23 protein-coding genes are annotated in these 21,695 nt (G+C 72.9%); 11 read left to right on the top strand and 12 right to left on the bottom strand.

Annotated features, from left to right (window positions below):
* Window positions 1-124: 124 nt before the first annotated feature.
* Together ACSJDX_RS01580 and ACSJDX_RS01575 are read right to left on the bottom strand one after the other, a co-directional pair.
* Window positions 125-1,780, bottom strand: a complete 1,656-nt coding sequence (locus tag ACSJDX_RS01580) for an ABC-F family ATP-binding cassette domain-containing protein (protein ID WP_438353848.1) — start codon at window positions 1,778-1,780, stop codon at window positions 125-127.
* A gap of 216 nt (window positions 1,781-1,996) precedes the next feature.
* Window positions 1,997-2,671 carry an alpha/beta hydrolase gene (locus tag ACSJDX_RS01575; protein ID WP_438353847.1) on the bottom strand — a complete coding sequence of 225 codons (675 nt, stop codon included), beginning with the start codon at window positions 2,669-2,671 and terminating at the stop codon, window positions 1,997-1,999.
* A gap of 67 nt (window positions 2,672-2,738) precedes the next feature.
* On the opposite strand from ACSJDX_RS01575, the gene ACSJDX_RS01570 reads away from it, so the two are divergent.
* Together ACSJDX_RS01570 and ACSJDX_RS01565 are read left to right on the top strand one after the other, a co-directional pair.
* Window positions 2,739-3,386: an NUDIX hydrolase family protein gene (locus tag ACSJDX_RS01570; RefSeq protein WP_438353846.1), complete on the top strand. Its 648-nt coding sequence runs from the start codon at window positions 2,739-2,741 to the stop codon at window positions 3,384-3,386.
* Window positions 3,387-3,501: 115 nt separating this feature from the next.
* Entirely contained in the window at window positions 3,502-4,920 is a 1,419-nt protein-coding gene (locus ACSJDX_RS01565) for a cell division initiation protein (protein WP_438353845.1), read from the top strand.
* 106 nt (window positions 4,921-5,026) lie between these two features.
* Here ACSJDX_RS01565 and ACSJDX_RS01560 read toward each other — a convergent pair whose 3' ends face one another.
* Together ACSJDX_RS01560 and ACSJDX_RS01555 are read right to left on the bottom strand one after the other, a co-directional pair.
* Window positions 5,027-6,097, bottom strand: coding sequence for a threonine aldolase family protein (locus ACSJDX_RS01560; RefSeq protein WP_438353844.1), 1,071 nt, complete (start codon window positions 6,095-6,097; stop codon window positions 5,027-5,029).
* 22 nt (window positions 6,098-6,119) lie between these two features.
* A complete protein-coding gene (locus tag ACSJDX_RS01555) occupies window positions 6,120-6,929 on the bottom strand; it encodes an alpha/beta fold hydrolase (protein ID WP_438353843.1) in 810 nt (269 codons plus the stop codon).
* A 128-nt stretch (window positions 6,930-7,057) separates the two neighbouring features.
* Here ACSJDX_RS01555 and ACSJDX_RS01550 point away from each other — a divergent pair, with 128 nt between their 5' ends.
* The gene (locus ACSJDX_RS01550; RefSeq protein ID WP_438353842.1) at window positions 7,058-8,557 is read left to right on the top strand and encodes an MFS transporter; all 1,500 of its coding nucleotides are present in this window, start codon (window positions 7,058-7,060) and stop codon (window positions 8,555-8,557) included.
* Here ACSJDX_RS01550 and ACSJDX_RS01545 read toward each other — a convergent pair.
* Window positions 8,504-9,166 (bottom strand): SDR family NAD(P)-dependent oxidoreductase, encoded by a 663-nt coding sequence (locus tag ACSJDX_RS01545; RefSeq protein WP_438353841.1) that lies wholly within the window; start codon window positions 9,164-9,166, stop codon window positions 8,504-8,506. The genes ACSJDX_RS01550 and ACSJDX_RS01545 overlap by 54 nt on opposite strands.
* A complete protein-coding gene (locus ACSJDX_RS01540; protein ID WP_438353840.1) occupies window positions 9,159-10,571 on the bottom strand; it encodes a DUF6421 family protein in 1,413 nt (470 codons plus the stop codon). Before ACSJDX_RS01540 ends, ACSJDX_RS01545 begins: the two co-directional genes overlap by 8 nt.
* A gap of 72 nt (window positions 10,572-10,643) precedes the next feature.
* On the opposite strand from ACSJDX_RS01540, the gene ACSJDX_RS01535 reads away from it, so the two are divergent.
* The 3 genes from ACSJDX_RS01535 to ACSJDX_RS01525 all read left to right on the top strand — a co-directional run bounded on the left by ACSJDX_RS01535 (window position 10,644) and on the right by ACSJDX_RS01525 (window position 12,964).
* Complete coding sequence (locus ACSJDX_RS01535) at window positions 10,644-11,090, top strand: Lrp/AsnC family transcriptional regulator (RefSeq protein WP_438353839.1); 447 nt, start codon at window positions 10,644-10,646, stop codon at window positions 11,088-11,090.
* A 72-nt stretch (window positions 11,091-11,162) separates the two neighbouring features.
* On the top strand, window positions 11,163-12,314 hold the full coding sequence (locus tag ACSJDX_RS01530; RefSeq protein ID WP_438353838.1) for a sensor histidine kinase: 1,152 nt from the start codon (window positions 11,163-11,165) through the stop codon (window positions 12,312-12,314).
* Entirely contained in the window at window positions 12,311-12,964 is a 654-nt protein-coding gene (locus tag ACSJDX_RS01525) for a response regulator (protein ID WP_438353837.1), read from the top strand. Before ACSJDX_RS01530 ends, ACSJDX_RS01525 begins: the two co-directional genes overlap by 4 nt.
* Window positions 12,965-13,058: 94 nt before the next feature.
* Here ACSJDX_RS01525 and ACSJDX_RS01520 read toward each other — a convergent pair whose 3' ends face one another.
* Complete coding sequence (locus tag ACSJDX_RS01520; protein ID WP_438353836.1) at window positions 13,059-13,490, bottom strand: MarR family winged helix-turn-helix transcriptional regulator; 432 nt, start codon at window positions 13,488-13,490, stop codon at window positions 13,059-13,061.
* Window positions 13,487-14,194 carry a hemerythrin domain-containing protein gene (locus ACSJDX_RS01515; RefSeq protein WP_438353835.1) on the bottom strand — a complete coding sequence of 236 codons (708 nt, stop codon included), beginning with the start codon at window positions 14,192-14,194 and terminating at the stop codon, window positions 13,487-13,489. Before ACSJDX_RS01515 ends, ACSJDX_RS01520 begins: the two co-directional genes overlap by 4 nt.
* A 145-nt stretch (window positions 14,195-14,339) precedes the next feature.
* Here ACSJDX_RS01515 and ACSJDX_RS01510 point away from each other — a divergent pair, with 145 nt between their 5' ends.
* Both ACSJDX_RS01510 and ACSJDX_RS01505 read left to right on the top strand, forming a co-directional pair.
* Entirely contained in the window at window positions 14,340-15,176 is an 837-nt protein-coding gene (locus ACSJDX_RS01510) for an ABC transporter ATP-binding protein (RefSeq protein ID WP_438353834.1), read from the top strand.
* Window positions 15,173-16,636 (top strand): FtsX-like permease family protein, encoded by a 1,464-nt coding sequence (locus tag ACSJDX_RS01505; protein WP_438353833.1) that lies wholly within the window; start codon window positions 15,173-15,175, stop codon window positions 16,634-16,636. Before ACSJDX_RS01510 ends, ACSJDX_RS01505 begins: the two co-directional genes overlap by 4 nt.
* A gap of 49 nt (window positions 16,637-16,685) precedes the next feature.
* Here the strand turns inward: ACSJDX_RS01505 and ACSJDX_RS01500 are convergent, their stop codons facing one another.
* From ACSJDX_RS01500 to ACSJDX_RS01485, 4 genes are all read right to left on the bottom strand, one after another.
* On the bottom strand, window positions 16,686-17,216 hold the full coding sequence (locus ACSJDX_RS01500) for a hypothetical protein (protein WP_438353832.1): 531 nt from the start codon (window positions 17,214-17,216) through the stop codon (window positions 16,686-16,688).
* Between the two features lie 68 nt (window positions 17,217-17,284).
* Window positions 17,285-17,773 carry a SprT-like domain-containing protein gene (locus tag ACSJDX_RS01495; protein ID WP_438353831.1) on the bottom strand — a complete coding sequence of 163 codons (489 nt, stop codon included), beginning with the start codon at window positions 17,771-17,773 and terminating at the stop codon, window positions 17,285-17,287.
* 29 nt (window positions 17,774-17,802) lie between these two features.
* Window positions 17,803-18,330 (bottom strand): hypothetical protein, encoded by a 528-nt coding sequence (locus ACSJDX_RS01490; RefSeq protein WP_438353830.1) that lies wholly within the window; start codon window positions 18,328-18,330, stop codon window positions 17,803-17,805.
* A 174-nt stretch (window positions 18,331-18,504) separates the two neighbouring features.
* Window positions 18,505-19,371, bottom strand: a complete 867-nt coding sequence (locus ACSJDX_RS01485) for a spermidine synthase (protein ID WP_438353829.1) — start codon at window positions 19,369-19,371, stop codon at window positions 18,505-18,507.
* 36 nt (window positions 19,372-19,407) lie between these two features.
* Between ACSJDX_RS01485 and ACSJDX_RS01480 the strand changes: the two genes are divergently transcribed.
* Genes ACSJDX_RS01480 through ACSJDX_RS01470 form a run of 3 tightly spaced genes read left to right on the top strand, consistent with a single transcriptional unit; the run spans window position 19,408 to window position 21,689 of the window.
* A complete protein-coding gene (locus tag ACSJDX_RS01480; RefSeq protein ID WP_438353828.1) occupies window positions 19,408-20,163 on the top strand; it encodes a 5-oxoprolinase subunit PxpA in 756 nt (251 codons plus the stop codon).
* Window positions 20,164-20,178: 15 nt separating this feature from the next.
* Complete coding sequence (locus ACSJDX_RS01475) at window positions 20,179-20,820, top strand: 5-oxoprolinase subunit B family protein (RefSeq protein ID WP_438353827.1); 642 nt, start codon at window positions 20,179-20,181, stop codon at window positions 20,818-20,820.
* Window positions 20,817-21,689: a biotin-dependent carboxyltransferase family protein gene (locus ACSJDX_RS01470; protein ID WP_438353826.1), complete on the top strand. Its 873-nt coding sequence runs from the start codon at window positions 20,817-20,819 to the stop codon at window positions 21,687-21,689. Before ACSJDX_RS01475 ends, ACSJDX_RS01470 begins: the two co-directional genes overlap by 4 nt.
* The last annotated feature ends 6 nt before the right edge of the window (window positions 21,690-21,695 follow it).

Genomic DNA, 21,695 nt, shown 5'->3' with positions numbered 1-21,695 from the left:
CTCCTCCGACATCGGCCCAGCCCTTGACGGCCGCGCTGACCGCTCACCCGACGCGACACGCCCTCCGGAGGGCCGCGGAAGGGCGTGTCGCGTCAGGTGAGCAGTCACGGGGCGGACGGCCGCGCTACACCGGAACCTCCGTCAACGTGCCGTCGCGACCGAGGTCGAGGCGCAGGTCCAGCCCGAGGCGCGCGAGGAACGCGTCGTCATGACTCACCACGAGCACGGCGCCCCGATACGCCGAGAGCGCCTCCACGAACCGGTCGACCGTGTCGAGGTCGAGGTTGTTCGTGGGCTCGTCGAACACGAGCAGCTGCGGCGGCGGGTCGGCGAGCATGAGGCGGGCCAGCGCCACCCGGAACCGCTCTCCGCCCGACAGCGACGACACCGGCCGGGTCGCCGCATCCCCGCGGATCAGGAACCGCGCGAGTCGGTTGCGCAGGGCACCCGTGGGCACGACCGGCGCCGCGGCGGCGACGTTCTCGAGCACCGACGCCGTCTCGTCGAGCCCGTCGACCCGCTGCGGCAGGTACCCGACGCGGTCGGTGTGCAGCGCCCCGTGAGCGCAACTCAGGCAGGTCGGGGCAGAAGGGGATTCTCCTGCCGCCTTTCGGGCCGTTCCGCCTGGGTTGTGAACCGTCGACCACAGCAGCCGCTCCAGCAGCGACGTCTTGCCCGCCCCGTTCGGCCCGGTCAGCGCCACCCGCTCGGGCCCCTGCACCGTCCACGCGCGCTCGGCGTCGCCGAGGGTCGCGATGCGCCGCCCGGCCGGCACGTCGGGGTCGGGCAGGTCGATCCGCACGCGGTCGTCGTCGCGCACACGCCGGCCCGCGGCATCCAGCGCCTCCCTCGCCGTCTGCTCGCGGTCGGCCTTCTCGCCGCGCAGCTTCGCCGCCGACACCTGCGCCGCCCCGCGCCGGTTGTTCGCCACGATCTTCGGCACGCGCTTCTCGGCGTAGGCCTTCGCACCCATCTGCTGACGGTGCGCGATCGTGGACTCCGCCGCGATCCGCTCCCGCTTCTCGCGGCGCACGACCTGCTTCGCGGCGCGCTCGGCCTGCACCGCGGCCGACTGCTCGGCGTCCAGCCAGGCGCGCCACTCGGAGTATGGGCCCCCGAACACCGAGAGCGTGCTGCCGTGCAGCTCGGCGGTGTCGTCCATGAGCTCGAGCAGCGCCACGTCGTGGCTGACGACCACGAGCGTGCCGCGCCACCCACGCACCAGGTCGTACAGCCGCGCCCGCGCGTCGCGGTCGAGGTTGTTCGTCGGCTCGTCGAGGAGGGTGGCGGATGCTGCGCCCAGCCGGATCCCGGCGAGCGCGGTGAGCACCGCCTCGCCGCCGGACAGTGAACCGACGCGACGGTCGAGGGCGTCGGGCGGGAGCCCCGCCTCGGCCAGCGCGGCGTGCGCGCGGGCCTCGACGTCCCAGTCGGCGCCGACCGCGTCGAAGTGGTGCGGTGAGACGTCGCCGGACTCGATCGCGCGCACCGCCGTGAGGGCGGGACCGATCCCGAGCAGGTCTGCGACCGGTCGGTCCACGTCGAGGGTGAGGCGCTGCGGGAGATAGGCGACAGCGCCCTCGACGGCGACCTGCCCGGCCGTGGGGGTCAGCTCACCCGCCACCAGGCGCAGCAGAGTCGACTTGCCGGCGCCGTTGCGGCCGACGAGGCCGGTGCGGCCGCGACCGAACGCTCCGGTGACGCCGTCGAGGGCGACCGAGCCGTCGGGCCACGCGAGCGTGACGGCGTCGAGGGTGATCGAAGAAACAGGTTGTGACAAGAGGGCCTCCGGTGTCGGGACATGCGCTGACACACCGGGAGCGCGGTCCCGGGAACGGCGGAAGGCCGGAGCAGCCGGGAGGCGGCGGGATCGACGGTCAGCGCGGAATCGAGGAGCGCGGACGCGTCGAGGATCGACGGATCAGCGCGATTACAGCGCGGTCGCGACGATCTCAGTCACTGTCATTCCTCACGTCGGGGACAGGGATCCCCCACGTTAGCCGAGGTCGGCGGCGGAGTCGAGGGCCTCGAGCTGCTTCTCGAGGAAGACCCGCACATCGGCGAGCTCCTGCTCCGAGACCGAATGCGTGAGCCCGGCGTAGACGCGCCCGCTGAGGTCGCTGTGCGCGGGCAGCCACGCGGTCGTGTGGTCGACGAGAGTCGCGGGGATCACGTCGTCGTTCGTTCCGCGTCCCCAGAACACGGCCGGCGCACGCTCGGCGAGCTCGGCATCCCGCGGCAGGTCGCCGGGCGCCGCGTAGCCGCTCAGGTTCACCGCGAACGCGAAGCGCTGCGGCTCGAGCCGCAGCGCCTGCAGAGCGACCGCGGCGCCCTGCGAGAAACCCAGCAGTCCGACGCGGACACCGGATGCCGCGGCATCCAGCCACTCGATCAGTCGCCGCGCGGCGTCGGTCACCCGGGACGGGTCGCGGCCGTCGAGCCCCTCGATCGGGTACCACGAGAAGCCCGGGGCGGGCCACGGCGGGGTCAACGGCGCACGCGGGGCCGCGACGACGAAGGCGTCGGGCAGGTATGCCGCCAGCGAGAACAGGTCGCGCTCGTCGGCGCCGTAGCCGTGCAGCAGCACGATCAGCGGACGCGCGGCGTCGGACTGCGCCGACCACAGGACGACGGCGGGGTCGAGCGCGGGGGTGTCGAAGGCATCCACCATGGCCCCATCCTCTCAGCGACCTCCGACGCGCGGTGAGCCGCGGCATCCGCTGGGGTATACAGGACACATGCCGGTTCGCACCCCCGACCCCGATCCGAACGAGCGCGACGACGAGAACGCGCCGCGCGATCCTCTCGGCGGGCTGTCCGGCGGGCCGCTGGGCGGGGGCTTCGGGTCGCCGGGACCGGGGAGCGCGTCCAACCCCGGGTGGCTCAGCGAGGTCGAGCTCGCCGAGGCGCGCCGGCGCATGCCGATGCTCTACGTCGAGGCGGTGCCCGTGCGCGTGGACGGGATGGGCGCGGTCACCGACGTCGGCATCCTCCTGCGGGCGACGCCCGTGGGCGAGATCACGCGCACGATCGTGAGCGGGCGGGTGCGCTACGGCGAGACGATCCGCGACGCGCTCTTCCGTCACCTCGAGAACGACCTCGGCCCCATGGCGTTCCCCCTCCTGCCGCCGCAGCCGCTGCCGTTCACGGTGGCCGAGTACTTCCCGATGCCCGGTCTGAGCGCGTTCCACGACGACCGGCAGCACGCCGTCTCGCTCGCCTTCGTCGTGCCGGTCACCGGCACGTGCGAGCCGCGTCAGGACGCGCTCGAGGTCACCTGGATGCCCCCGCAGGAGGCGGCATCCGATTCCCTCTCGGCCGAGATGGAGGGCGGGCGCGGCACGCTCGTGCGCCTCGCCCTGGCCAGCGTGGGCGCGCTCCGCTGACCTCCGGCTGAGGCGGGGGTAGGAGCGGTGAGGGTGGGCCGGGTATCCTTCCACACGTCGGCAATCCGAGGCCGACGCCACACCCCTCTCGCCACAATCTCTTCCGGAGTCGCACATGTCCGACCAGTCCTGGCCTGCCCGCAACGCCGGAGACGTCCCGTCTCCGCTCGATGAGCTGATCGCCGGGAACGGCGGGCCGACTCCGTCGTTCACCACCGCGTTCCGCGGCTACGACAAGGACGAGGTCGACTCCGCGATCGCCGACCTGCTCGGTCGCCTGCACGCGCAGGGCCAGCAGCTGACCGCCCTCGACCTGCGCGTGCGCCAGGCCGACGAGACGGCGGGCGCCGACGCCAGCCGTCTGCAGGAGGAGCTGGATGCCGCCACGAACCGCGCGACCGACGACGTCGAGCGTCTCGAGGCCGAGCTGACCGCCGCGAACGCCCGCGCCGACGACGCCGAGGGCAAGGTCGAGGCGCTCACTCAGGAGCTGATCGGCGCGACCGGCGAGTCGTCCAACCGCGTGCACTTCGAAGAGGTGCTGCGCGTGGCCGAGGAGCAGGCCAGCCAGCTCATCAAGAACGCGAGCGTGCAGGGCGACCGGCTCCTGGAGTCGGCGCGCGAGGAGATCCAGAGCCGTCGCACCGAGGCGCAGGCCGACGCGGAGGCGATCCGCGCACAGGCCGAGCACGACGCCCAGCAGGTGCGGCTGCGCATCGACACCGAGCTGACCGCGCACCAGTCGCAGCTCGAGCGCGAGGCCGCGCACGCCGCCGAGAAGGTGGCGCAGGCCGAGCAGGAGGCCGCGGTCATCCGCACTGAGGCTGAGAAGGGCGCCGCGGCGCTGCGCTCGCTCGTCGAGCGCGAGACCACGCACCAGCGCACCGAGGCCGAGGAGGCCGTGCGCGAGCTGCGCCTGCGCACCCTCGAGTTCGAGGAGTCGCTGACCCGCCGTCAGGACGACGCGCAGCAGGAGTTCCTCGTGCTGCACAACCAGGCCGTGGCGCACGCCGAGCGCATCACGCAGGACGCCAACGAGCAGGTGCAGGCCTCGGTCGACCACGCCCAGCGCGTGCAGGCCAAGGCCGACGACTTCGACCGCCTCATGCGGGCGCAGGCGCGTCAGATCGAGGCCGACGCCCACGTGCGTTCGCGCGAGCACCTCGACCGCGCCCACACCAAGGCGCAGAAGATCATCGACACCGTCACCGGGCACTCGCAGTCGATCCTGCGCGACGCCGAGGACCGTTCGCGCCAGCTGCGCTGGCAGCAGCACCAGCTGACGAGCTTCATGGCCGAGGTGCGCGAGCTCATCCGCCCCGACGGAGTGCTCGCCTCGGGTGACGATCTCCTGGCCGCCGCGGCGACGGATGCCGCACCCGCCGAATCCGCGGACGAGGTCGAGGTCGAGGTCGAGGAGACCGCGGCCCCGGACTTCACGGGCGACCCCGGGTTCGTCGGCGACGAGCCCCTCGAGGACGAGGACGAGGACGCCTCGGAGGTCCCCGTCGTGGTCGAGGCCCAGCGCGACTGACCTCGCCGCCGCATCCCGCCGAGCCACCCCCTTCGCACCGACCCACCCCTGTGGTGGCGGTCGGGAAGGGGGTGGCTCGTTGCAGCGGGGGCGGGTCGGCGCGACGTCAGGGGGTCAGGCGCGCGAGCTCGGCCACGAACGCGTCCACGTCGGCCTCGGCCGTGTCGAACGAACACATCCAGCGCACCTCGTTGCGCGCGGCATCCCAGTCGTAGAAGCGGAACGCCTCGCGCAGGCGATCGGCGACCCCGTCGGGCAGCGTCGCGAAGACGCCGTTGGACTGGGTCGGCTGCGTGAACGCGACCCCGGTGATCGAGCCGTCGGTGATGCCCGCCTCCACCGCCGAGCGCAGCCGTTGCGCCATCGCGTTGGAGTGCGTGGCGTTGCGCAGCCAGAGGTCGCCCTCCAGCAGCGCGATGAGCTGGGCGGAGACGAACCGCATCTTGCTGGAGAGCTGCATGTTGAGCTTGCGCAGGAACGTGAGACCGGCGGATGCCCCGGGGTCGAGCACGACGACCGCCTCGCCCAGCATCGCCCCGTTCTTGGTGCCGCCGAAGCTCAGCACGTCGACGCCGACGTCGCGGGTGAAGGCGCGCAGGGACAGGCCGAGGGCTGCCGCCGCATTGGAGATGCGCGCGCCGTCCATGTGCAGCCGCATCCCGAGCCCGTGCACGTGGTCGGAGATCGCCCGGATCTCCTCGACCGTGTAGAGCGTGCCCAGCTCGGTCGACTGCGTGATCGAGGCCACGAGCGGCTGCGCGCGGTGCTCGTCGCCCCAGCCCCACGCCTCGCGGTCGATGAGCTCGGGGGTGAGCTTGCCGTCGTCGGTGGGCACCGTGAGCAGCTTGATGCCCGCGACCCGCTCGGGTGCTCCGCCCTCGTCGACGTTGATGTGGGCGGTGGATGCCGCGACCACGGCGCCCCAGCGGGGGAGCATCGACTGCAGCCCGACCACGTTGGCGCCGGTGCCGTTGAAGACCGGGAACGCCTCGACCCCGTCGCCGAAGTGGTCGGTGAACACCTCCTGCAGGCGGGCGGTGTAGGCGTCTTCGCCGTACGCGATCTGGTGGCCGTCGTTCGCGGCGGCGATCGCGGCGAGCACCTCGGGGTGGATGCCGGAGTAGTTGTCGGAGGCGAAGCCGCGGATGGCGGCGTCGTGCAGGGGGGTGTGGGTCACCCGTCCAGCCTACTTTCGCGGGTCAGACGGCGAGGAAGGTCAGCAATGCCTCGTTGAAGGATCTGGGCTGCTCGATGTTCGTCGGGTGGCCGGCCTTCTCGATCACCAGGGAGGTGCCGGTGGCGGTGAGGGCGGCCGAGGCCGCCGCGTGCTCCGCCGGCCAGAACTCGCTCTCGCGCCCCGCGACGAACAGCACCGGGACGGCGGTCGCGGCGACCGCCGGTCGCCAGTCTCGGCGTGCGTGGTCGTTCAGGAGCTGCAGCTCGGCAGCGGTGTACCCCGCCCGCATCGACGCCAGGTCGAGCGCGGCGAGGAGGCGCGCGATGCGCACCGGCCCCTTCGACGCCGTGGAGTGCACGCCGGGGTCGGTGACGCCCTCGGCGAACAGCGTGTCGACGTTCGACGCGTCGTATCCGTAGAACCCGAGCGGCCAGTCGGGCGCGTTCAGCATCTTCGGCGTCTGGTCGACGATGACGATGCTCCGGATGCCGCGGCTCCCGCCTGCGGCCTGGAGCGCCCAGATCGCATTCCCACCCATCGACTGGCCCACGACCGTCGTGTCGTGCAGGCCGAGCGCCTCGATCGCGTCGCCGATGTCGGCGCCGTGTCGGTCCATCGTGTGGCTGCCGTCGGGGCCGACCTCGGACGCGCCGTGACCGCGCCGGTCGAGGGCGATCACGCGGTGGCCCGCCTTCTCGAGGGCCGCCCGCTGCGGCTTCCAGCTCGTCGCGGGCGCCTTGAATCCGGCGACCAGGAGCACGGGACGCCCGGTCGGATCACCCGACTCGTGGTAGTTCAGTCGCACGGAGTCGGAGGTCTCGAACGTGGACATGACGTGCTCCATCCGGCGCATCCGCGCGCCGCATCCAGCGTAGGCCCCGTCCGCACGCGGCTCTCGACGGCCGATACGCGCGCATGCAACGGTCGCGGATGTCGGAGGCGATCGGTACCGTACGAGGCATGTCGGCACCCGACGTGGTCCCCGCCCCCGCTCCGCCTGCGAACGGCATGCGCACGTTCGCCGCCGTGCTGGTCAACACGGCCGCCGCGAACGTGACGACCAGCTTCCTGTGGTTCGCCCTGACCTTCTGGGTGTACATCGAGACGCAGAACGTCCTGGCGACCGGAATCATCGGCGGTGCGTACATGCTGCTTCTCGCGGTGTTCGCGATGGTGTTCGGCTCGATCGTCGACCGCCATCGCAAGCACCGCGTGATGGTGTTCTCGGCTCTGGTCACCCTCGGCGCGTTCCTGGCCGGCGGTGCGCTCTACCTCGCGTTCCCCGAGTCCGCCCTGCTCGACCTCGGCGGCCTGTGGTTCTGGCTCTTCTCCGGGGTGCTGCTGTTCGGCGCGGTGATCGAGAACATGCGCAACATCGCGCTGTCGACGACGGTGACCCTGCTCGTGCCGGTCGAACGGCACGCGAACGCGAACGGCTACGTCGGCACGGTGCAGGGCATCGCCTTCGCGGTCACGAGCGTGTTCTCCGGGCTCGCGATCGGCTTCCTCGGCATGGGGTGGACGTTGGCGATCGCGATCGGGCTCACCGTCATCGCACTCGTGCACCTGCTCACGCTGCGCATCCCCGAGGAGCAGCCCGAGGCGAGCGGCGACCGCTCACCGGCGATCGACCTGCGCGGTGCGATCCGCGCCGTCCGCGCCGCACCGGGGCTGTTCGCGCTCATCATCTTCTCGACGTTCAACAACCTCGTCGGCGGGGTCTACATGGCCCTCATGGATCCCTACGGCCTGACGCTCTTCGACGTGCAGATCTGGGGCTTCGTGCTCGCGATCACCTCCACCGGATTCATCATCGGCGGACTCGTGATCGGCCGGTTCGGGCTGGGCAGGAATCCCATCCGCACGATGCTGCTCCTCGTCGTCGTGATGGGCGTGATCGGCGCGGTCTTCACCATCCGCGACTGGTGGTGGCTGTACGCGGTCGGCATCTGGCTCTACATGATGCTCGTCCCGGCCATCGAAGCCGCCGAGCAGACCGTCATCCAGAAGGTCGTCCCGTTCCGCACGCAGGGACGCGTGTTCGGCTTCGCGGCGGCGTTCGAGTCGGCCGCGGCTCCGGTCACCGCCTTCCTCATCGCCCCGCTCGCCGAGTTCGTGATCATCCCGTACATGGACTCGCAGCCGGGGAGAGACGCGTGGGGGTGGCTGCTCGGCGACGGCGAGGCACGCGGGATCGCGATGGTGTTCGTGTTCGCCGGCCTCGCGATGGTCGTCATCGCGCTGCTGGCGTTCCTGACGCGCTCCTATCGCACCCTGTCCGCGCAGTACGCCACCACTCACGTCAACGACGAGGTCGGCGGCGAAGACGCCGCCGACGTCGCGGACGAGAGCTCCGCGGTCGATCCGTCCGCGGAGTCCTCGGCAGTGTCGTCGGTCGCAGTGACCTCAGGCCACGGCGAGGTCGACGACGGTGCCGTTGACGGCGGTCGCGTCCGCTGACCACAGCCCCGCGAACCGCTCCGCGAGGGCGTCCTCGAGGCCGGCGAGCGCCTTCACGCGGAAGATCACTCCGGCCGCGGCGAGCGCGGCTCCGCGGTCGCGGGCGTCCTTCGCGAATCCCTGGGCGACGGCCCGCATCCACGCCTCGCTCGCCGCCTTCACCGCGGCGTAGTTCGCCCCGCCGGCCAGCGGCCGATCGATCACCGTCGACGAGACGATCGCCTGGCGTGAGGCATCCGATGCCCGCAGTCCCGCATCGAACGCGCGGCTCACGTGCCGCAATGCGGTGAGGGATGCCTCGAGCACCCGGTAGTCGGCATCGGTCTGGCCCGCGAGGCCCCCGCCGCCACGCCAGCCGCCGACGAGGTGCAGCACCCCGTCGACGGCGCCGATCCGCTCGGCCAGCGCGCGCACGCCGTCCTCGTCGGTGAGATCGCACTCCTCGACCCGCACCCCCGGCACGGCCGTCGCGAGCGCGTCGAGTCTCGTGCGATCCCGTCCGGCCGCGATCACCGTCGCGCCGGCCGCGGTCAGCACCCGGGTGGCGGCCAGTCCGCTGGCACTGGTCGCCCCCGCGACCAGCACCGCGCGGCCGGTGAGCTCAGTCATCGGTACCGCGGATGCCCGCGGTCGAGGCGATCACGTCGCGCATCTTCTTGTCGAGCGCCTCGTAGAACATCGACAGCGGGAACTCGTCGTCGAGCACGGCGTCGGTGTAGCCCTTGGGGGCGCCCGAGAGCACGTCGTCGGGCAGGCCGCGCGCCCACGCCGACGCCGGGTGCGGGGTCAGCACGCCGCGCACGAGATCGTAGGCGGCCAGCCAATGCGCCGACTTCGGCCGGTCGATGGAGCGCCAGTACAGTTCGTCGATCGCCTCGCCGAGTGCCACGACCGCCGCGGGCACCTGTTCCCAGTCGAACGCGAGCGCCGTGTCGGTCCAGTGCAGCACGCCGCGCTGGTGCATCCACGCGAACAGCAGTTGACCGCCGAGCCCGTCGTAGTTGCGCGTGCGCGTCCCGGTGATCGCGAAGCGGAAGATGCGGTCGAAGATCACGGCGTACTGCACCAGTCCGGCATGCTCGAGCGTCTCGCCCTCGACGGCGGACAGCTCCTCGCCCGCGTCCACTCGCCCGCCCAGGCGCCGCTGGATCGCGACCGCCTCGCGGAACGCCGTGAGATCGCAGCGCAGCTCCTCGAGCGAATACAGGAAGTACGGCATCCGCTGCTTGATCATGAAGGGGTCGAACGGCAGGTCGCCGCGCATGTGCGTGCGGTCGTGGATGATGTCCCACATCACGAACGTCTTCTCGGTGAGCGCCTGATCGTCGAGCATGCGGGCGGCGTCTTCCGGCAGGTCGAGCTTGGTGATCCCTGCCGCGGCGCGGACGACGCGGCGGTAGCGGGCGGCCTCGCGATCCTGGAAGATCGCCCCCCAGGTGAACGCGGGGATCTCGCGCATCGCCACCGTCTCGGGGAAGAGCACGGCCGAGTTGGTGTCGTAGCCGGGCGTGAAGTCGATCAGCCGCAGCGACACGAAGAGCTTGTTGCCGTAGTCGCCGGCCTCCAGCTGGGCGATGAACTCCGGCCAGATCACCTCGACCAGCACCGCCTCGAGGTACCGGTTCGGCGACCCGTTCTGCGTGTACATCGGGAACACCACGAGGTGCCGTGTGCCGTCGACCCGCTCCCGCTGCGGCTGGAAGGCCGCCAGCGCGTCGAGGAAGTCGGGCGTGCCGAAGTCCGAGGCACTCCATCGCTGCAGGTCGGCGACGACCGCGGCCAGGTAGTCCGCGTCGTGGGGGAAGGCCGGCGCCAGCGCGCGCACGGCCGCGATGACCGCCGCGACGAGCGTGCAGGCGGCGGGATGATCGGATGCCTCGGGCACCGAGCCGTCCTTCGCCTGCAGCGCCTGCAGCGCCACGACTGCGTCCTTCAGCGCGGCCCAGGCCGGCGAGGTCTCGGCGGTCGCCGCGTCGTCGACGGGGACGAGATCCTGGGGGGTGGTGACGAGCATAGGGGCCTCCGATCGAGACATGAACCGAAACATTTCCTGTAGGAAGGTGTAATCACAGATATTCTTCCATGCATGGATGATGCTGTCGACCGCGCGATCGTCGCCGACCTCGCCCGCGACGGGAGGGCCACCCTGGCGCAGCTGGCCGAGACCGCCGGGCTGTCGATCTCGGCCACCCAGGCGCGCGTACGCCGCCTCGAGACGCACGGCACGATCCGGGGGTACCGCGCGGTGCTCGACGCCGAGGCGGTCGGGCGCCCGCTGTCGGCGTTCGTCGAGATCACGCCGCTCGACCCCGCCCAGCCCGACATCGCCCCCGAGCAGCTGGAGCATCTCGACGCCATCGAGGCGTGTCACTCGATCGCCGGCGATGCCGCGTACATGCTGTTCGTCCGGGTGGCCACACCGCGCGCGCTGGAGGAGCTCATCCGCGACATCCGCCAGGCGGCCGCCGTCAACACGCGCACCACGGTCGTGCTCCAGACGTTCTACGAGCACCGCCCCATCGTGCCCGCGTGATCGTCCGCGCGGGTGACTCCGATACATCCGACGACGGATGCCGCTCCGTCACCCCTCGCGTACCGTGAAGGAGTGTTCCGCCGACTGACGACCACCCAGCTCGTGGTGGACCTCGTGGTCGCGGTCGTCTTCCTCGCGGTCACGGGGCCGATGCTGATCACGCCGCAGAGCGGCCTGTCGGCCGCGTGGTCCATCCCGGTGTCGGTCGTGATGGCGGGCGCCCTCGCGCTGCGCCGCCTGTCGCCGAGCCTCGCGCTGGCGGCGGCGTGGGCCGGCGCGCTCCTGCAGATGGCGCTCGGACTGTCGCCGATGCCGAGCAACATCGCGATCCTCGCCGTCCTCTACACGACGGCCGCCTACGGCACCCGGCTCGTGCTCTGGCTCGGGTTCGCGTCGGCGTTCGTCGGAGCACTGGTCATCACCCTGTACCTCTTCCTCGGTCCCGCGTTCGCCGGCGGCGGGCTGTCGTGGCACACGCTGCCGCTCGCGCTGGTGACCCTCCTGGCGGCGGGGTTCGCGCTCGGCCTCGCATGGACGTGCGGGGCGCTCGTGCGCTCCACCCTCCGCACCCGCGACACCCTCCTCGCCCAGCAGCGCGCACAGGCCGAGGCGCAGGCCGAGCAGGAGCGGGTGCGCATCGCCCGCGACATGCACGACGTGGTCGCCCACTCGCTCGCCGTCGTGATCGCACAGGCCGACGGAGCCCGCTACGCCGCCCGCGCCGACCCCGACGCGGCCGCGACGGCCCTGGGCACCATCTCCACCACCGCGCGCGCCGCCCTGGCCGACGTGCGCCTCCTCCTGACCCAGCTGCGGCACAGTCAGGGCGACGGCCCGCAGCCGACCGTGGCCGATCTCGAGGGCCTCTACGCGCAGGTGCGCGCCGCGGGCGTCGACCTGAGCATCGACGTCGACCCCGCACCGCACGGAGAGCCGCCCGCCGCCGTGCAGATCGCGGTCTACCGCATCCTGCAGGAGGCGCTCACCAACGCCCTCCGCCACGGCGAGGGTGCGCCGGTCCACGTGCGCCTGGGGTGGTGGCCCGACCGGGTCGAGCTGGCCGTGAGCAACCCCAGTCGCATCGTCACGGTCCCCGTCGGGTCGGGGCACGGCCTCGTCGGCATGGGGGAGCGGGCCGCGCTCGCCGGCGGACGCCTCGTCGCCGAGCCCCGCGACGGCTGGTTCACGGTGCACGCCACCCTCCCGATCGGAGCCGTCGCATGACCGAGAAGATCCGCGTGGTCCTGGTCGACGACCAGGCGCTGTTCCGCGCCGGCGTGCGCATGCTGGTCGACTCCCAGCCCGACCTGGTCGTCGTGGGCGAGGCCTCCGACGGTCGGGAGGGCGTCGACGTCGTGCGCGCGGCGCGACCGGACGTGGTGCTGATGGACATCCGGATGCCGGTGCTCGACGGTCTCGCGGCGACCGCTGAGCTGCTCGCCGATCCGTCGCCGCCGCGCGTGGTGATGCTCACGACGTTCGACCTCGACGAGGCCGCCGCCCGCGCGATCCGCCAGGGTGCGAGCGGATTCCTGCTCAAGGACGCCGATCCCGAGCTGCTGCTCGCCGCGATCCGCACGGTGCACGCCGGATCGGCGGTGATCGCGGCATCCGCCACCCGCGCCCTGTTCGCGCACTTCGCGGACGACGCCGCTCAGCCGGTTCCCGCCGCCTACGGCGAGCTCACCGACCGCGAGCGGGAGATCTTCGCGCTCGCCGCGCGGGGGCTGTCCAACGCCGAGATCGCCGGGCGCGAGTACCTCTCCGAGGCGACGGTGAAGACGCACATCAGCCGCATCCTCACCAAGCTCGCCCTGCGCGACCGCGTGCAGCTCGTGGTCTTCGCGTTCGAGCACGGCCTCGCCGGCAGCTGATCGCGTCTGTTCGCGGGTCGCGACGCGCCGTGCCGTTCCGTCGCCGTCGGCGTGTTGCGACACCCGGACTCGGTAGGGCCGCGCGCCGGCCGGCTCAGCGGGCGGCGGCGACCTTGGCCAGCAGCGCGTGCAGGGTGTCGCGCTCGTCGTCGGCGAGGACGCCGAGCACGTCGTCGGTGGCCGCCTGGGCGCGCTCGTAGGCGTCGCGCAGGGCCTCCCGGCCCCGGTCGGTGATGTGCACCTCGACCGCCCGGCCGTCGGTGGGGTGCGGTCGACGCTGGGCCCATCCCGCGCGCTCCAGCGCGGTGACCACCCCGACCATGGCCGGCTTGAACACGTCGAGGCGTTCGCTCAGGCGCGCCTGCACCTGAGGTCCGTCGGCGTCGAGCAGGGTCAGCACACCGTGCTGGGTCGGGGTGAACCCGGCCTCGCCGATCGCCCGGGCGTACGTGTCGGACGACTCTGCGGCGACCCAGGCGAGCAGGAAGCCGGTGTGTCGGGCCAGAGCCGCGGGGGGCGTCGTCATACGTCCATCTTCGTCGAGCCGAGGAGCGCTCGACGGTGTGCGCGGTACTTCGGCTCGCCCACCCACCGCCAGATCACCCGCACGGGTGCGGGCAGGTGGGCCCGGAGCCATTCGTCGCCGCCGTCGGGCTGCGCTGCGAGGATCGCGCCCAGCTGGTTCCACGTCTGCCCGCGCGGTGTCGATCGGCGGCCGTGCTCGCCGAACCAGTCGACCTCCTTCGGCGTCAGCGTGCGCTCCATGACGGGCACGATGGTCGTCTCCTCGTCGCCGAGGTGCACGTCCAGGGAGCCGTTGATCGCGTCGAGTGCGGCCAGGACGGGCGCGGCATCCGGGTCGGCGGCTGTGCGACGCCAGGCGGGCAGTGCCGCATCGAGGGCGGTCAGATGCACGAGCATCTCGGCGTGCTGGTCCTTCATCCGTCCGACGTGCGCCGCGCACGACGGCGCGCGGCTCTCGAGCGCGTCCCACAGGCGCTCATCCTCGCCCTCGTGGTGGGCGTGCAGGCCTCCCGACAGAAGGTCGAGTTCGCCGCCGACGACGTCGGCGTGCGCGATGTCGCCGGGGCGCACTCCGGCGACCAGCGCGGGCGCCTCGCCGAACCCGACGCGGAACAGTCGATGGATCTCCGCCATCCCCCGGGCGTCGCAGGTCTTCGGCCCGAGCGGGGTGGGTTCGCCGCTCGCGGGCAGGGCTGTTGCGGGCATGGCTTCGATCCTCTCGATATCGTTATGATCTATAACGTTATAGATCATAACGAGTGTCCGCGTGATCGCAATCATCCGGGAGATGTAGACGGATGCCTCGCCCGGGGGACGTGCGCGACACCATCCGCTTCCTAGCGTCGATGGCATGCAGATGACCTCCACCGACCTGGGCCTTGCCGCCCACGTCCAGCAGCTGACCAAGTCCTACGGCACCGGCGAATCGACCGTGCGCGCCCTCGACGGCGTCTCGGTCGGCATCCGTCGCGGCGAGTTCACCGCGATCATGGGGCCGTCGGGATCCGGCAAGTCCACCCTCATGCACGTGATGGCCGGGCTGGACGCGCCCACCTCCGGCCGCGCGTGGATCGGCGACACCGAGCTGACCGGTCTCTCCGATCTCGAGCTCACGATCCTCCGTCGCCGCCGCGTCGGGTTCGTCTTCCAGGCCTTCAACCTCGTGCCGACACTCGACGCGCTCGGCAACATCCTGCTGCCCTTCGACCTCGACGGCCGTCGCCCGAGCGCGCTGGAGCGCGCGCGCATCGACGGGCTGATCGACACCCTCGGCCTCGGCGGCCGGCTGCGGCATCGCCCGCACCAGCTCTCCGGCGGCCAGCAGCAGCGCGTCGCGATCGCCCGCGCCCTCGCGACCGGACCCGACCTGGTGTTCGCCGACGAGCCCACCGGCAACCTCGACTCCCGCAGCGGCCGCGAGGTGCTGGGGCTCCTCGCCGCCGCGAGCCGCGATCACGGCCAGTCGATCGCGATGGTCACGCATGACCCGATCGCCGCGTCGCACGCCGACCGCGTGCTGTTCCTCGGCGACGGGCGCCTCGTCGCCGACAAGCCGCGGCAGAGTGCCGAGGAGATCGGCGCCTACATGCTCGCGTCGGAGCTCGCGGTGTCCGGGAGCGCCGCGCACCCGACCGCCCCGGCGCCGGCGACCGCATCGACTCCGACCGCGACGCAGGTGCCGGCATGACCGCGGCGGCCGTGGCGGAGCGGATGCCTCGGCCCGCGGCATCCGTCCCCCTGGCGTGGCTGCGCGAGCGCGGCATGGGTGCGAGCGTGCTCGTGGCCGCGCTGTCGAGCGCGTTCGGCGTCGTGCTGCTCGTCGCGACCGACTACATCGGCGCTCTGCTGCGCGCCGACCCCTACGTCGGGAACAGCGAGACCCTCGCGTTCGTGCTCGGATTCCTCTCGTTCGTGCTGATCGGCGTCGCCGTCTACGTGGCGGCGATCGTCACGGCCAACACCTTCGCCACGGTGATCGCGGGCCGCACCCGGCGCATCGCGCTGCTGCGGCTGATCGGCGCCTCCGCCCGGTCGCAGCGCGCGGAGGTCGCACGGCAGGGCATGGCCGTCGGCGCGATCGGCGCGGCGATCGGTCTCGTCGCGGGCACGGTCGTCGCCGCGGCCGGCGTCTGGCTGGCCGGAACGCTGCTGGGCACCGGGCAGACGTCGTTCACGCTCCTGCAGCCGGCGCTGCTGGCGCCCGCGGTGGTGGTGGCCCTCACGACGTGGGCCGCGGCGTGGGCGGGATCGCGCAGGGTGCTCACCGTGACGCCGCTGCAGTCTCTCGGCGGGTCGGTCGAGGCGGCGCACGAGACGCTCACCCGCCGGACCCGGCGCAATGCCGCTGCGATCGTGCTGTTCGTGCTCGGCGGGATGCTGCTCGCGGCGGGTGTCCTCGTGGGGCTGATCACCCCTCTCGGAGTGATCGTGGCCTTCGTCGGAGGCATCCTGTCGTTCACCGGTCTCGCCGTGGGCGCCACCCTGGTGATGCCGCCCGTGCTGCGGCTGATCGGGCGGATCTTCGGGCGCTCCGCCCCCGCCCGCCTCGCCGCCGAGAACGCACTGCGCTACCCCGAGCGCTCGTCGCGCATGGCGATCGGCGTGGTCATGGGCGTGACGCTCGTGACGATGTTCGCCGTCGCGATCGAATCGGTGAAGTCCGTGCTCACCGCGACCTCCGGCGGAGAGCTGCCCGCCGAGATGGCGACGCTGCTGGACACCTTCTCGGGCATCATGATGGGCCTCGTCGGGTTCTCGGCCGTGATCGCCGCGGTGGGGCTGGTGAACCTCCTCACGATCGGCGTCGTGCAGCGCCGCCGCGAGCTCGGACTGCTCCGCGCCCTCGGGGTGTCGAACGGTCAGGTGCGGCGCATGGTGCTGCTGGAGGCCGCGCACATCACGGTCGCGTCCCTCCTCACGGGGCTCGTGCTCGGCACGGCCTACGGCTGGATCGGCGCGCAGTCGCTGCTCGGCACCGTTCCGGTGCGCGCCTCCGACGGTCCCGCGTCGACGTTCGTGCTGCCGGCGGTGCCCCTGTGGCCGGTCGTGGCGGTGATCCTGGCGACCGCCGTCCTCACGCTCGTCGCGGCCGTGGTGCCCACCCGACTGGCGACGCGCGTCGCCCCCGTGGAGGCGCTCGCCGAGTAGGACGGATGCCGCCGGCCGGGGCGGGCTGCGACATCCGCTCCCCGACCGATCACCGCTCCTCGGACCCGTACTCGGGTTCGGGGTCGTGCTCGGGGTCGTGCGCCCACGTCGGGGCGAGGGCCTTCACGCGCGCCGCGCGCCACTGCCACATGGTCCACAGCACCGGCCACAGTGCCGGGGCGGTGGGGCCGCCGATCACGAGGCGATCCCGCCACAGGGTGCGGCCGGAGTCGCCCGGTGCGGGCGAGATCGCCATCTGGTGATCCCACACGTCGAGGCTCGCCAGAGGGCCGGTGAGCGGGATGCCGCTGTCGCGGAAGATCCGTACCGCTCCCCGGGAGTCGGACGTGTGCCGCTCGCTCACCGAGATGAGCTGCCGTCCCATCGGCACCACTCCGGCCAGGGACAGCTGCACCGGCGCGTCGTCGCCCGGCCGCCACGACGACGGGAGCCCTTCGGCTGCGAGCGGGGCGAGGTCGAGCAGCGGACCGTACAGCTCGGCGACCGCCCGGGGCGAGTGCACGGCCCGCCACGCGGCATCCGCATCGCAGTCGATCGTGAACTTCAGCAGGATGCGCATGGTCCATCGTCGCACCACCTCGGCAACCGGGGACGGCTCCGACGACGAGCCCGCACCGCGCGCGGCGGTCAGCGGGGGGTGAGGGCCGCGAGCCGCGTCGCCGTGGTGATCTCGCGACGGCGCCACTCGAAAAGGTGGCGGTCGTCGAACCGCGGTGCGCATTTCACGCACGAGGTGGCGCGGGTCGGGCGGCGGTGGCGGTAGGCGACATGTCCGGCCGGGCACGTGCCGACCCAGGGTGCCAGCTCGGTCGCGGTCTCGCCGGAGTGCGTCACCCCGCCGACGTAGCCGAGATCGTGCGCGACGCGCTTCCATCGCGGACCGTGCCCGGCCGCCGCGCCGGCGAGGGCATGGGCCACCTCGTGCAGCAGCGTCTGGTGGTTGGTGTCGTCGTCGTAGCGCGCCGCGAGGTAGCGCGAGACCGTGATGCGCTTGTGGGTGTAGTCGCACTGGCCGGCGCGGCGCTTGGCGTGATCGAACGCGAACGACCACGAGTCGTCGAGGTGCAGGGCGATGAGCGCCTCGCCCCAGTGGCGCACACGAGAAAGATCCGACATGGCGGAAGGCTAGAACAGACCTACGACACTCAGCTGGCGACGGTGGCGCGGATGCGTCGGCGGTCGGCGGCGTCGATCGCCAGCAGCGTCGACTCCAGCTTCTCGTCGGGTGTGCCGGAATCCTGGCGCAGGAACAGCGCCCGCTTGAAGTCGGCGCGGGCGAGATCGAACTCCTCCGCCTCGTAGTGCGCCTTGCCGCGGTGCTGGTAGGCGAACGCGGCGATGCCCGACCAGCCCTGGCCTTCGGCCTCCTCCGCGCACATGGTCAGCTCCTGCTCGGCGGCGGCGTACGCCCGGCGGAACTGCATCACCGTCGCGTGCAGGATGCGCGCCCGCAGCAGATCCTTGCGCGTGCCGGCCATGCGCGCGACGCGCACCGACTGCTCCGAGACGACGAGCGCGTCTTCGAGACGATCGAGCACCTTCAGCAGCCAGACGCGCTCGAGCAGGGCGGGCAGACTGCGCTGCTCGCCGATCTCGTCGAGCCGCTCGGCGCACTCCCGGGTGTCGACGATCTCCCGCAGCGTCTCGCTGTCGTATCCGCGGATATAGCTCACCGCCGACTCCTTCCCGCTCGCATCGCCTTGACAGTCTGCCCCGGGTCGCCGCGGAGCCCGCGCACCCACGCCGCAACCCGCCCCGAACGGTCGCGACACGCCGTGCCGCGGTCGACCGGTACGGCGTGTCGCGACCGCTCGAGCCGAGGGGCTTCCGATCGCCGGCCCGGCGGCTCAGCGCTCGAAGAGGGATGTCGCGGGTCGCGGCGACGGCGTGGCGTCCGCGTCGGTGACGATCCGCGCGCCGCGCGCGAACTCCGCCAGCTCGTCGCCCTGCGCGACCTTCGCCGGGTGGGGACCGGCGGCCATCAGCCGCGGCAGCCACGTGGTGGGGAGCGGGGCGGCGGATGCGGCGACCACGAGGTTGCCGAAGCGGCGGCCCTTGAGCACCTGCACCTCGGCGAGCACGACGACGTGGGGGAGCACCGCCTCTACCGTGGCGACCTGGCGGCGGGCGAACGCCAGTCCGGAGCCGTCGGCGACGTTCACCAGCAGCACCCCCTCGGGCGCGAGGAGGGCGGCCGCGGCGCGGTAGAACTCCACCGACGTGAGGTGGGCGGGGGTGCGTGCGCCGGCGTACACGTCCGACACGACGAGATCGACCACGCCGGTGAGGGCGGAGGGCAGGCGGGACATCCCGTCGCGCGCGTCGCCGACGCGCGTGCGGATCGCCGCGCCGCGGGGGAGCGGGAGCACCTCCTTCACCAGCTCCAGCAGCGCCGGTTCGAGCTCGATGACCTGCTGGCGCGACCCCGGCCGGGTCGCCTCGACGTACCGCGGGATCGTCAGCGCCCCGGCGCCCAGGTGCACCGCCGTGAGCGGCTGACCCGGCATCCGGAGCTGATCGATCACCGCGGCCATGCGCGCGACGTACTCGAAGTGCAGGTGACGCGGATCGTCGAGGTCGACGTGCGACTGGGGGGTGCCGTCGACGACGAGCTCGAACCCCGACGTGAACCCGGAGGGGACGACGCGCGCGATCGTGCCGTCCGACAGCCGCCGGTGCGGATGCTCGTCGGGCTCCACCCGCGCTCTGGCCATCCCCCCACGCTATCCGGCGCCGGTAGCGTGGGCGGCATGGCGCGCATCGACCTCAACGCCGACCTCGGCGAGACGGTCGACGGCGAGCCGACGGCCGACGACGACGCGATGTTCACCCTCATCTCCAGCGCCAGCATCGCCTGCGGCGGACACGCGGGGGATGCCGCGTCCATGCGCGCCTCGGTCGCTCGGGCCGCTCGGTCCGGCGTCGCCGTCGGCGCCCACCCCTCCTACGCCGACCGCGCGAACTTCGGCCGCACGGCGCAGAACCCCGATCCCGCCGTCCTGCGCGTCGAGATCGGGGGACAGCTCGCCGCACTCGCCGCCGCGGGCGCGGACATCCGCTACGTGAAGCCGCACGGTGCGCTGTACCACGCCCTCACCGTCGACCGCGCCCAGGCCGAGGCCGTGGTGGCGGCGGTGGCAGCGCTGTCGGAGACGGCGGGTCGAGGCATCCCGATCCTGGGGCTCGGCGGCGAGATCGCCACGGCCGCCGAGCGCGCGAGGCTGCCGTTCGTGCGCGAGGCGTTTCTCGATCGGGGATACCTCCCCGACGGTGGACTCGTGCCGCGCGCGATGCCGGGCGCGCTGCTCGAGGATCCGTCGACCGTCGCCGCGCGCGCCGTGCGCCTCGTCGCCGACGGCACGGTCGAGGCGGTCGACGGGGCGCTGGTGGCGGTGGACGCGGCATCCCTCTGCGTGCACGGCGACACGCCCGCCGCCGTCGCGATGGCCCGCGCCGTCCGCGCCGCGCTCGCCGGGGCCGGCATCGAGGTGGCCGCACCGTGGTGAGCGGTCGGTGACCGCGTGAGCGGCGTGCGGGTGCTGCCGATGGGGGAGCGCGCCCTTCTGGCCGAGGTCGACGACCTCGCCGCGGTGCTCGCCCTGCGCGCGCGGCTCGCCGCGTCGCGGCCCGATGGGGTCGCCGACCTCGTGCCGGCCGCCCGCACGTTGCTCGTCGCGTTCGATCCCCGGGTGCTCCCCGCGGCGGCCGCGCGGACCTGGATCGAGCACGCCGCCGACGGCGGAGGGGATGCCGCGACTCCGCCCCTGCCCGCACGCACCGTGACCCTCGGCATCCGCTACGACGGTCCCGACCTCGCGGCGACGGCCGACCTGCTCGGCGTCGCCCCGCGCGATCTCGCGGAGAGCCACCGCGACGCCGCGTGGTCGGTCGCGTTCACGGGCTTCGCGCCCGGCTTCGGCTACCTCGTGAGCGAGGCGTGGCCGTTCGACGTCCCGCGTCTCGACGCTCCCCGCACGCGCGTGCCGGCGGGGGCGGTCGGGCTCGCGGGGGCCTTCAGCGGCGCGTATCCGCGCGAGACACCGGGCGGGTGGCGGCTCATCGGCACGCTCGAGGCGGGCACCGTGCTCTTCGACGGGGATGCGGAATCGCCCGCCCTCCTCGCCCCGGGCACCGCCGTGCGTTTCCGCGAGGTGGCCGAGTGATCGCGCTGCGGATCGTCGCGCCCGGGCCGCTCGCGACCGTGCAGGATCTCGGTCGGCCGGGGCTCGCGGCGCTCGGCGTCGCCCGCTCCGGAGCGCTCGACCGAGGCGCGCTGCGCACCGCGAACCGATTGCTGGGCAACCCTGCGGGGGCCGCGGCGATCGAGGCGACACTCGGCGGGTTCGCCGCCGTGGCGACGTCCGACCTGTGGGTCGCGGTGACCGGCGCGTGGGGCGCGATCCGCCTCGACGGCCGCGAGATCGACCCCTACGAGGCCCACGCGTGGCCGGCCGGCGCCGAGCTGCGCCTGGAGCCCTTCGCCCATGGCGTGCGGGCGTACGTCGCCGTGCGCGGCGGCATCGACGCGCCGCGGACGGCGGGCTCGCGCGCGACCGACCGGCTCGCCGGGCTCGGGCCGGCGGTCCTGCGCGCCGACGACGAGCTGCCGGTCGGCGATGGCGCCACGGCGCCGATCCCGACGGGCGAGTCCCTCCCGTGGACCGCGCCCGCCGACGACGAGGTCGTCGTGGAGCTCGCCCCCGGTCCGCGCGCCGACTGGTTCGCGGCATCCGCCCTCTCCCGTCTCTACGACGCCGTCTGGACCGTCACCGCCGACGCCGACCGGGTGGGCGTGCGGCTCGACGGCCCCGAGCTCGACCGCGTGCGCGCCGGCGAACTGCCCAGCGAGGGCATGGTGCCGGGCGCTCTGCAGGTGCCGCCCTCGGGGCGTCCGACGGTGCTGTTGGCCGACGGACCGGTCACGGGCGGCTACCCCGTGATCGCGGTCGTGACGGATGCCGCACTCGACCTTCTCGCACAGGTGCGGCCGGGCACGCGCATCCGGTTCCGTCACGCCCGTCCGACCTCCTGACCCCGG

The organism is Microbacterium fluminis (assembly GCF_051549805.1).
Taxonomy (GTDB): Bacteria; Actinomycetota; Actinomycetes; order Actinomycetales; family Microbacteriaceae; genus Microbacterium.
This window is presented reverse-complemented; position numbering and strand designations above follow the sequence as displayed.

Coding starts and splice junctions, on each gene's coding strand:
- ACSJDX_RS01495 (WP_438353831.1), bottom strand. CDS start 17,773: ATGTCGGATCTTTCTCGTGTGCGCCACTGGGGCGAGGCGCTCATCGCC.
- ACSJDX_RS01505 (WP_438353833.1), top strand. CDS start 15,173: ATGACCGCGGCGGCCGTGGCGGAGCGGATGCCTCGGCCCGCGGCATCC.
- ACSJDX_RS01555 (WP_438353843.1), bottom strand. CDS start 6,929: ATGTCCACGTTCGAGACCTCCGACTCCGTGCGACTGAACTACCACGAG.
- ACSJDX_RS01525 (WP_438353837.1), top strand. CDS start 12,311: ATGACCGAGAAGATCCGCGTGGTCCTGGTCGACGACCAGGCGCTGTTC.
- ACSJDX_RS01565 (WP_438353845.1), top strand. CDS start 3,502: ATGTCCGACCAGTCCTGGCCTGCCCGCAACGCCGGAGACGTCCCGTCT.
- ACSJDX_RS01520 (WP_438353836.1), bottom strand. CDS start 13,490: ATGACGACGCCCCCCGCGGCTCTGGCCCGACACACCGGCTTCCTGCTC.
- ACSJDX_RS01535 (WP_438353839.1), top strand. CDS start 10,644: ATGGATGATGCTGTCGACCGCGCGATCGTCGCCGACCTCGCCCGCGAC.
- ACSJDX_RS01515 (WP_438353835.1), bottom strand. CDS start 14,194: ATGCCCGCAACAGCCCTGCCCGCGAGCGGCGAACCCACCCCGCTCGGG.
- ACSJDX_RS01510 (WP_438353834.1), top strand. CDS start 14,340: ATGCAGATGACCTCCACCGACCTGGGCCTTGCCGCCCACGTCCAGCAG.
- ACSJDX_RS01550 (WP_438353842.1), top strand. CDS start 7,058: ATGTCGGCACCCGACGTGGTCCCCGCCCCCGCTCCGCCTGCGAACGGC.
- ACSJDX_RS01570 (WP_438353846.1), top strand. CDS start 2,739: ATGCCGGTTCGCACCCCCGACCCCGATCCGAACGAGCGCGACGACGAG.
- ACSJDX_RS01575 (WP_438353847.1), bottom strand. CDS start 2,671: ATGGTGGATGCCTTCGACACCCCCGCGCTCGACCCCGCCGTCGTCCTG.
- ACSJDX_RS01480 (WP_438353828.1), top strand. CDS start 19,408: ATGGCGCGCATCGACCTCAACGCCGACCTCGGCGAGACGGTCGACGGC.
- ACSJDX_RS01500 (WP_438353832.1), bottom strand. CDS start 17,216: ATGCGCATCCTGCTGAAGTTCACGATCGACTGCGATGCGGATGCCGCG.
- ACSJDX_RS01545 (WP_438353841.1), bottom strand. CDS start 9,166: ATGACTGAGCTCACCGGCCGCGCGGTGCTGGTCGCGGGGGCGACCAGT.
- ACSJDX_RS01540 (WP_438353840.1), bottom strand. CDS start 10,571: ATGCTCGTCACCACCCCCCAGGATCTCGTCCCCGTCGACGACGCGGCG.
- ACSJDX_RS01485 (WP_438353829.1), bottom strand. CDS start 19,371: ATGGCCAGAGCGCGGGTGGAGCCCGACGAGCATCCGCACCGGCGGCTG.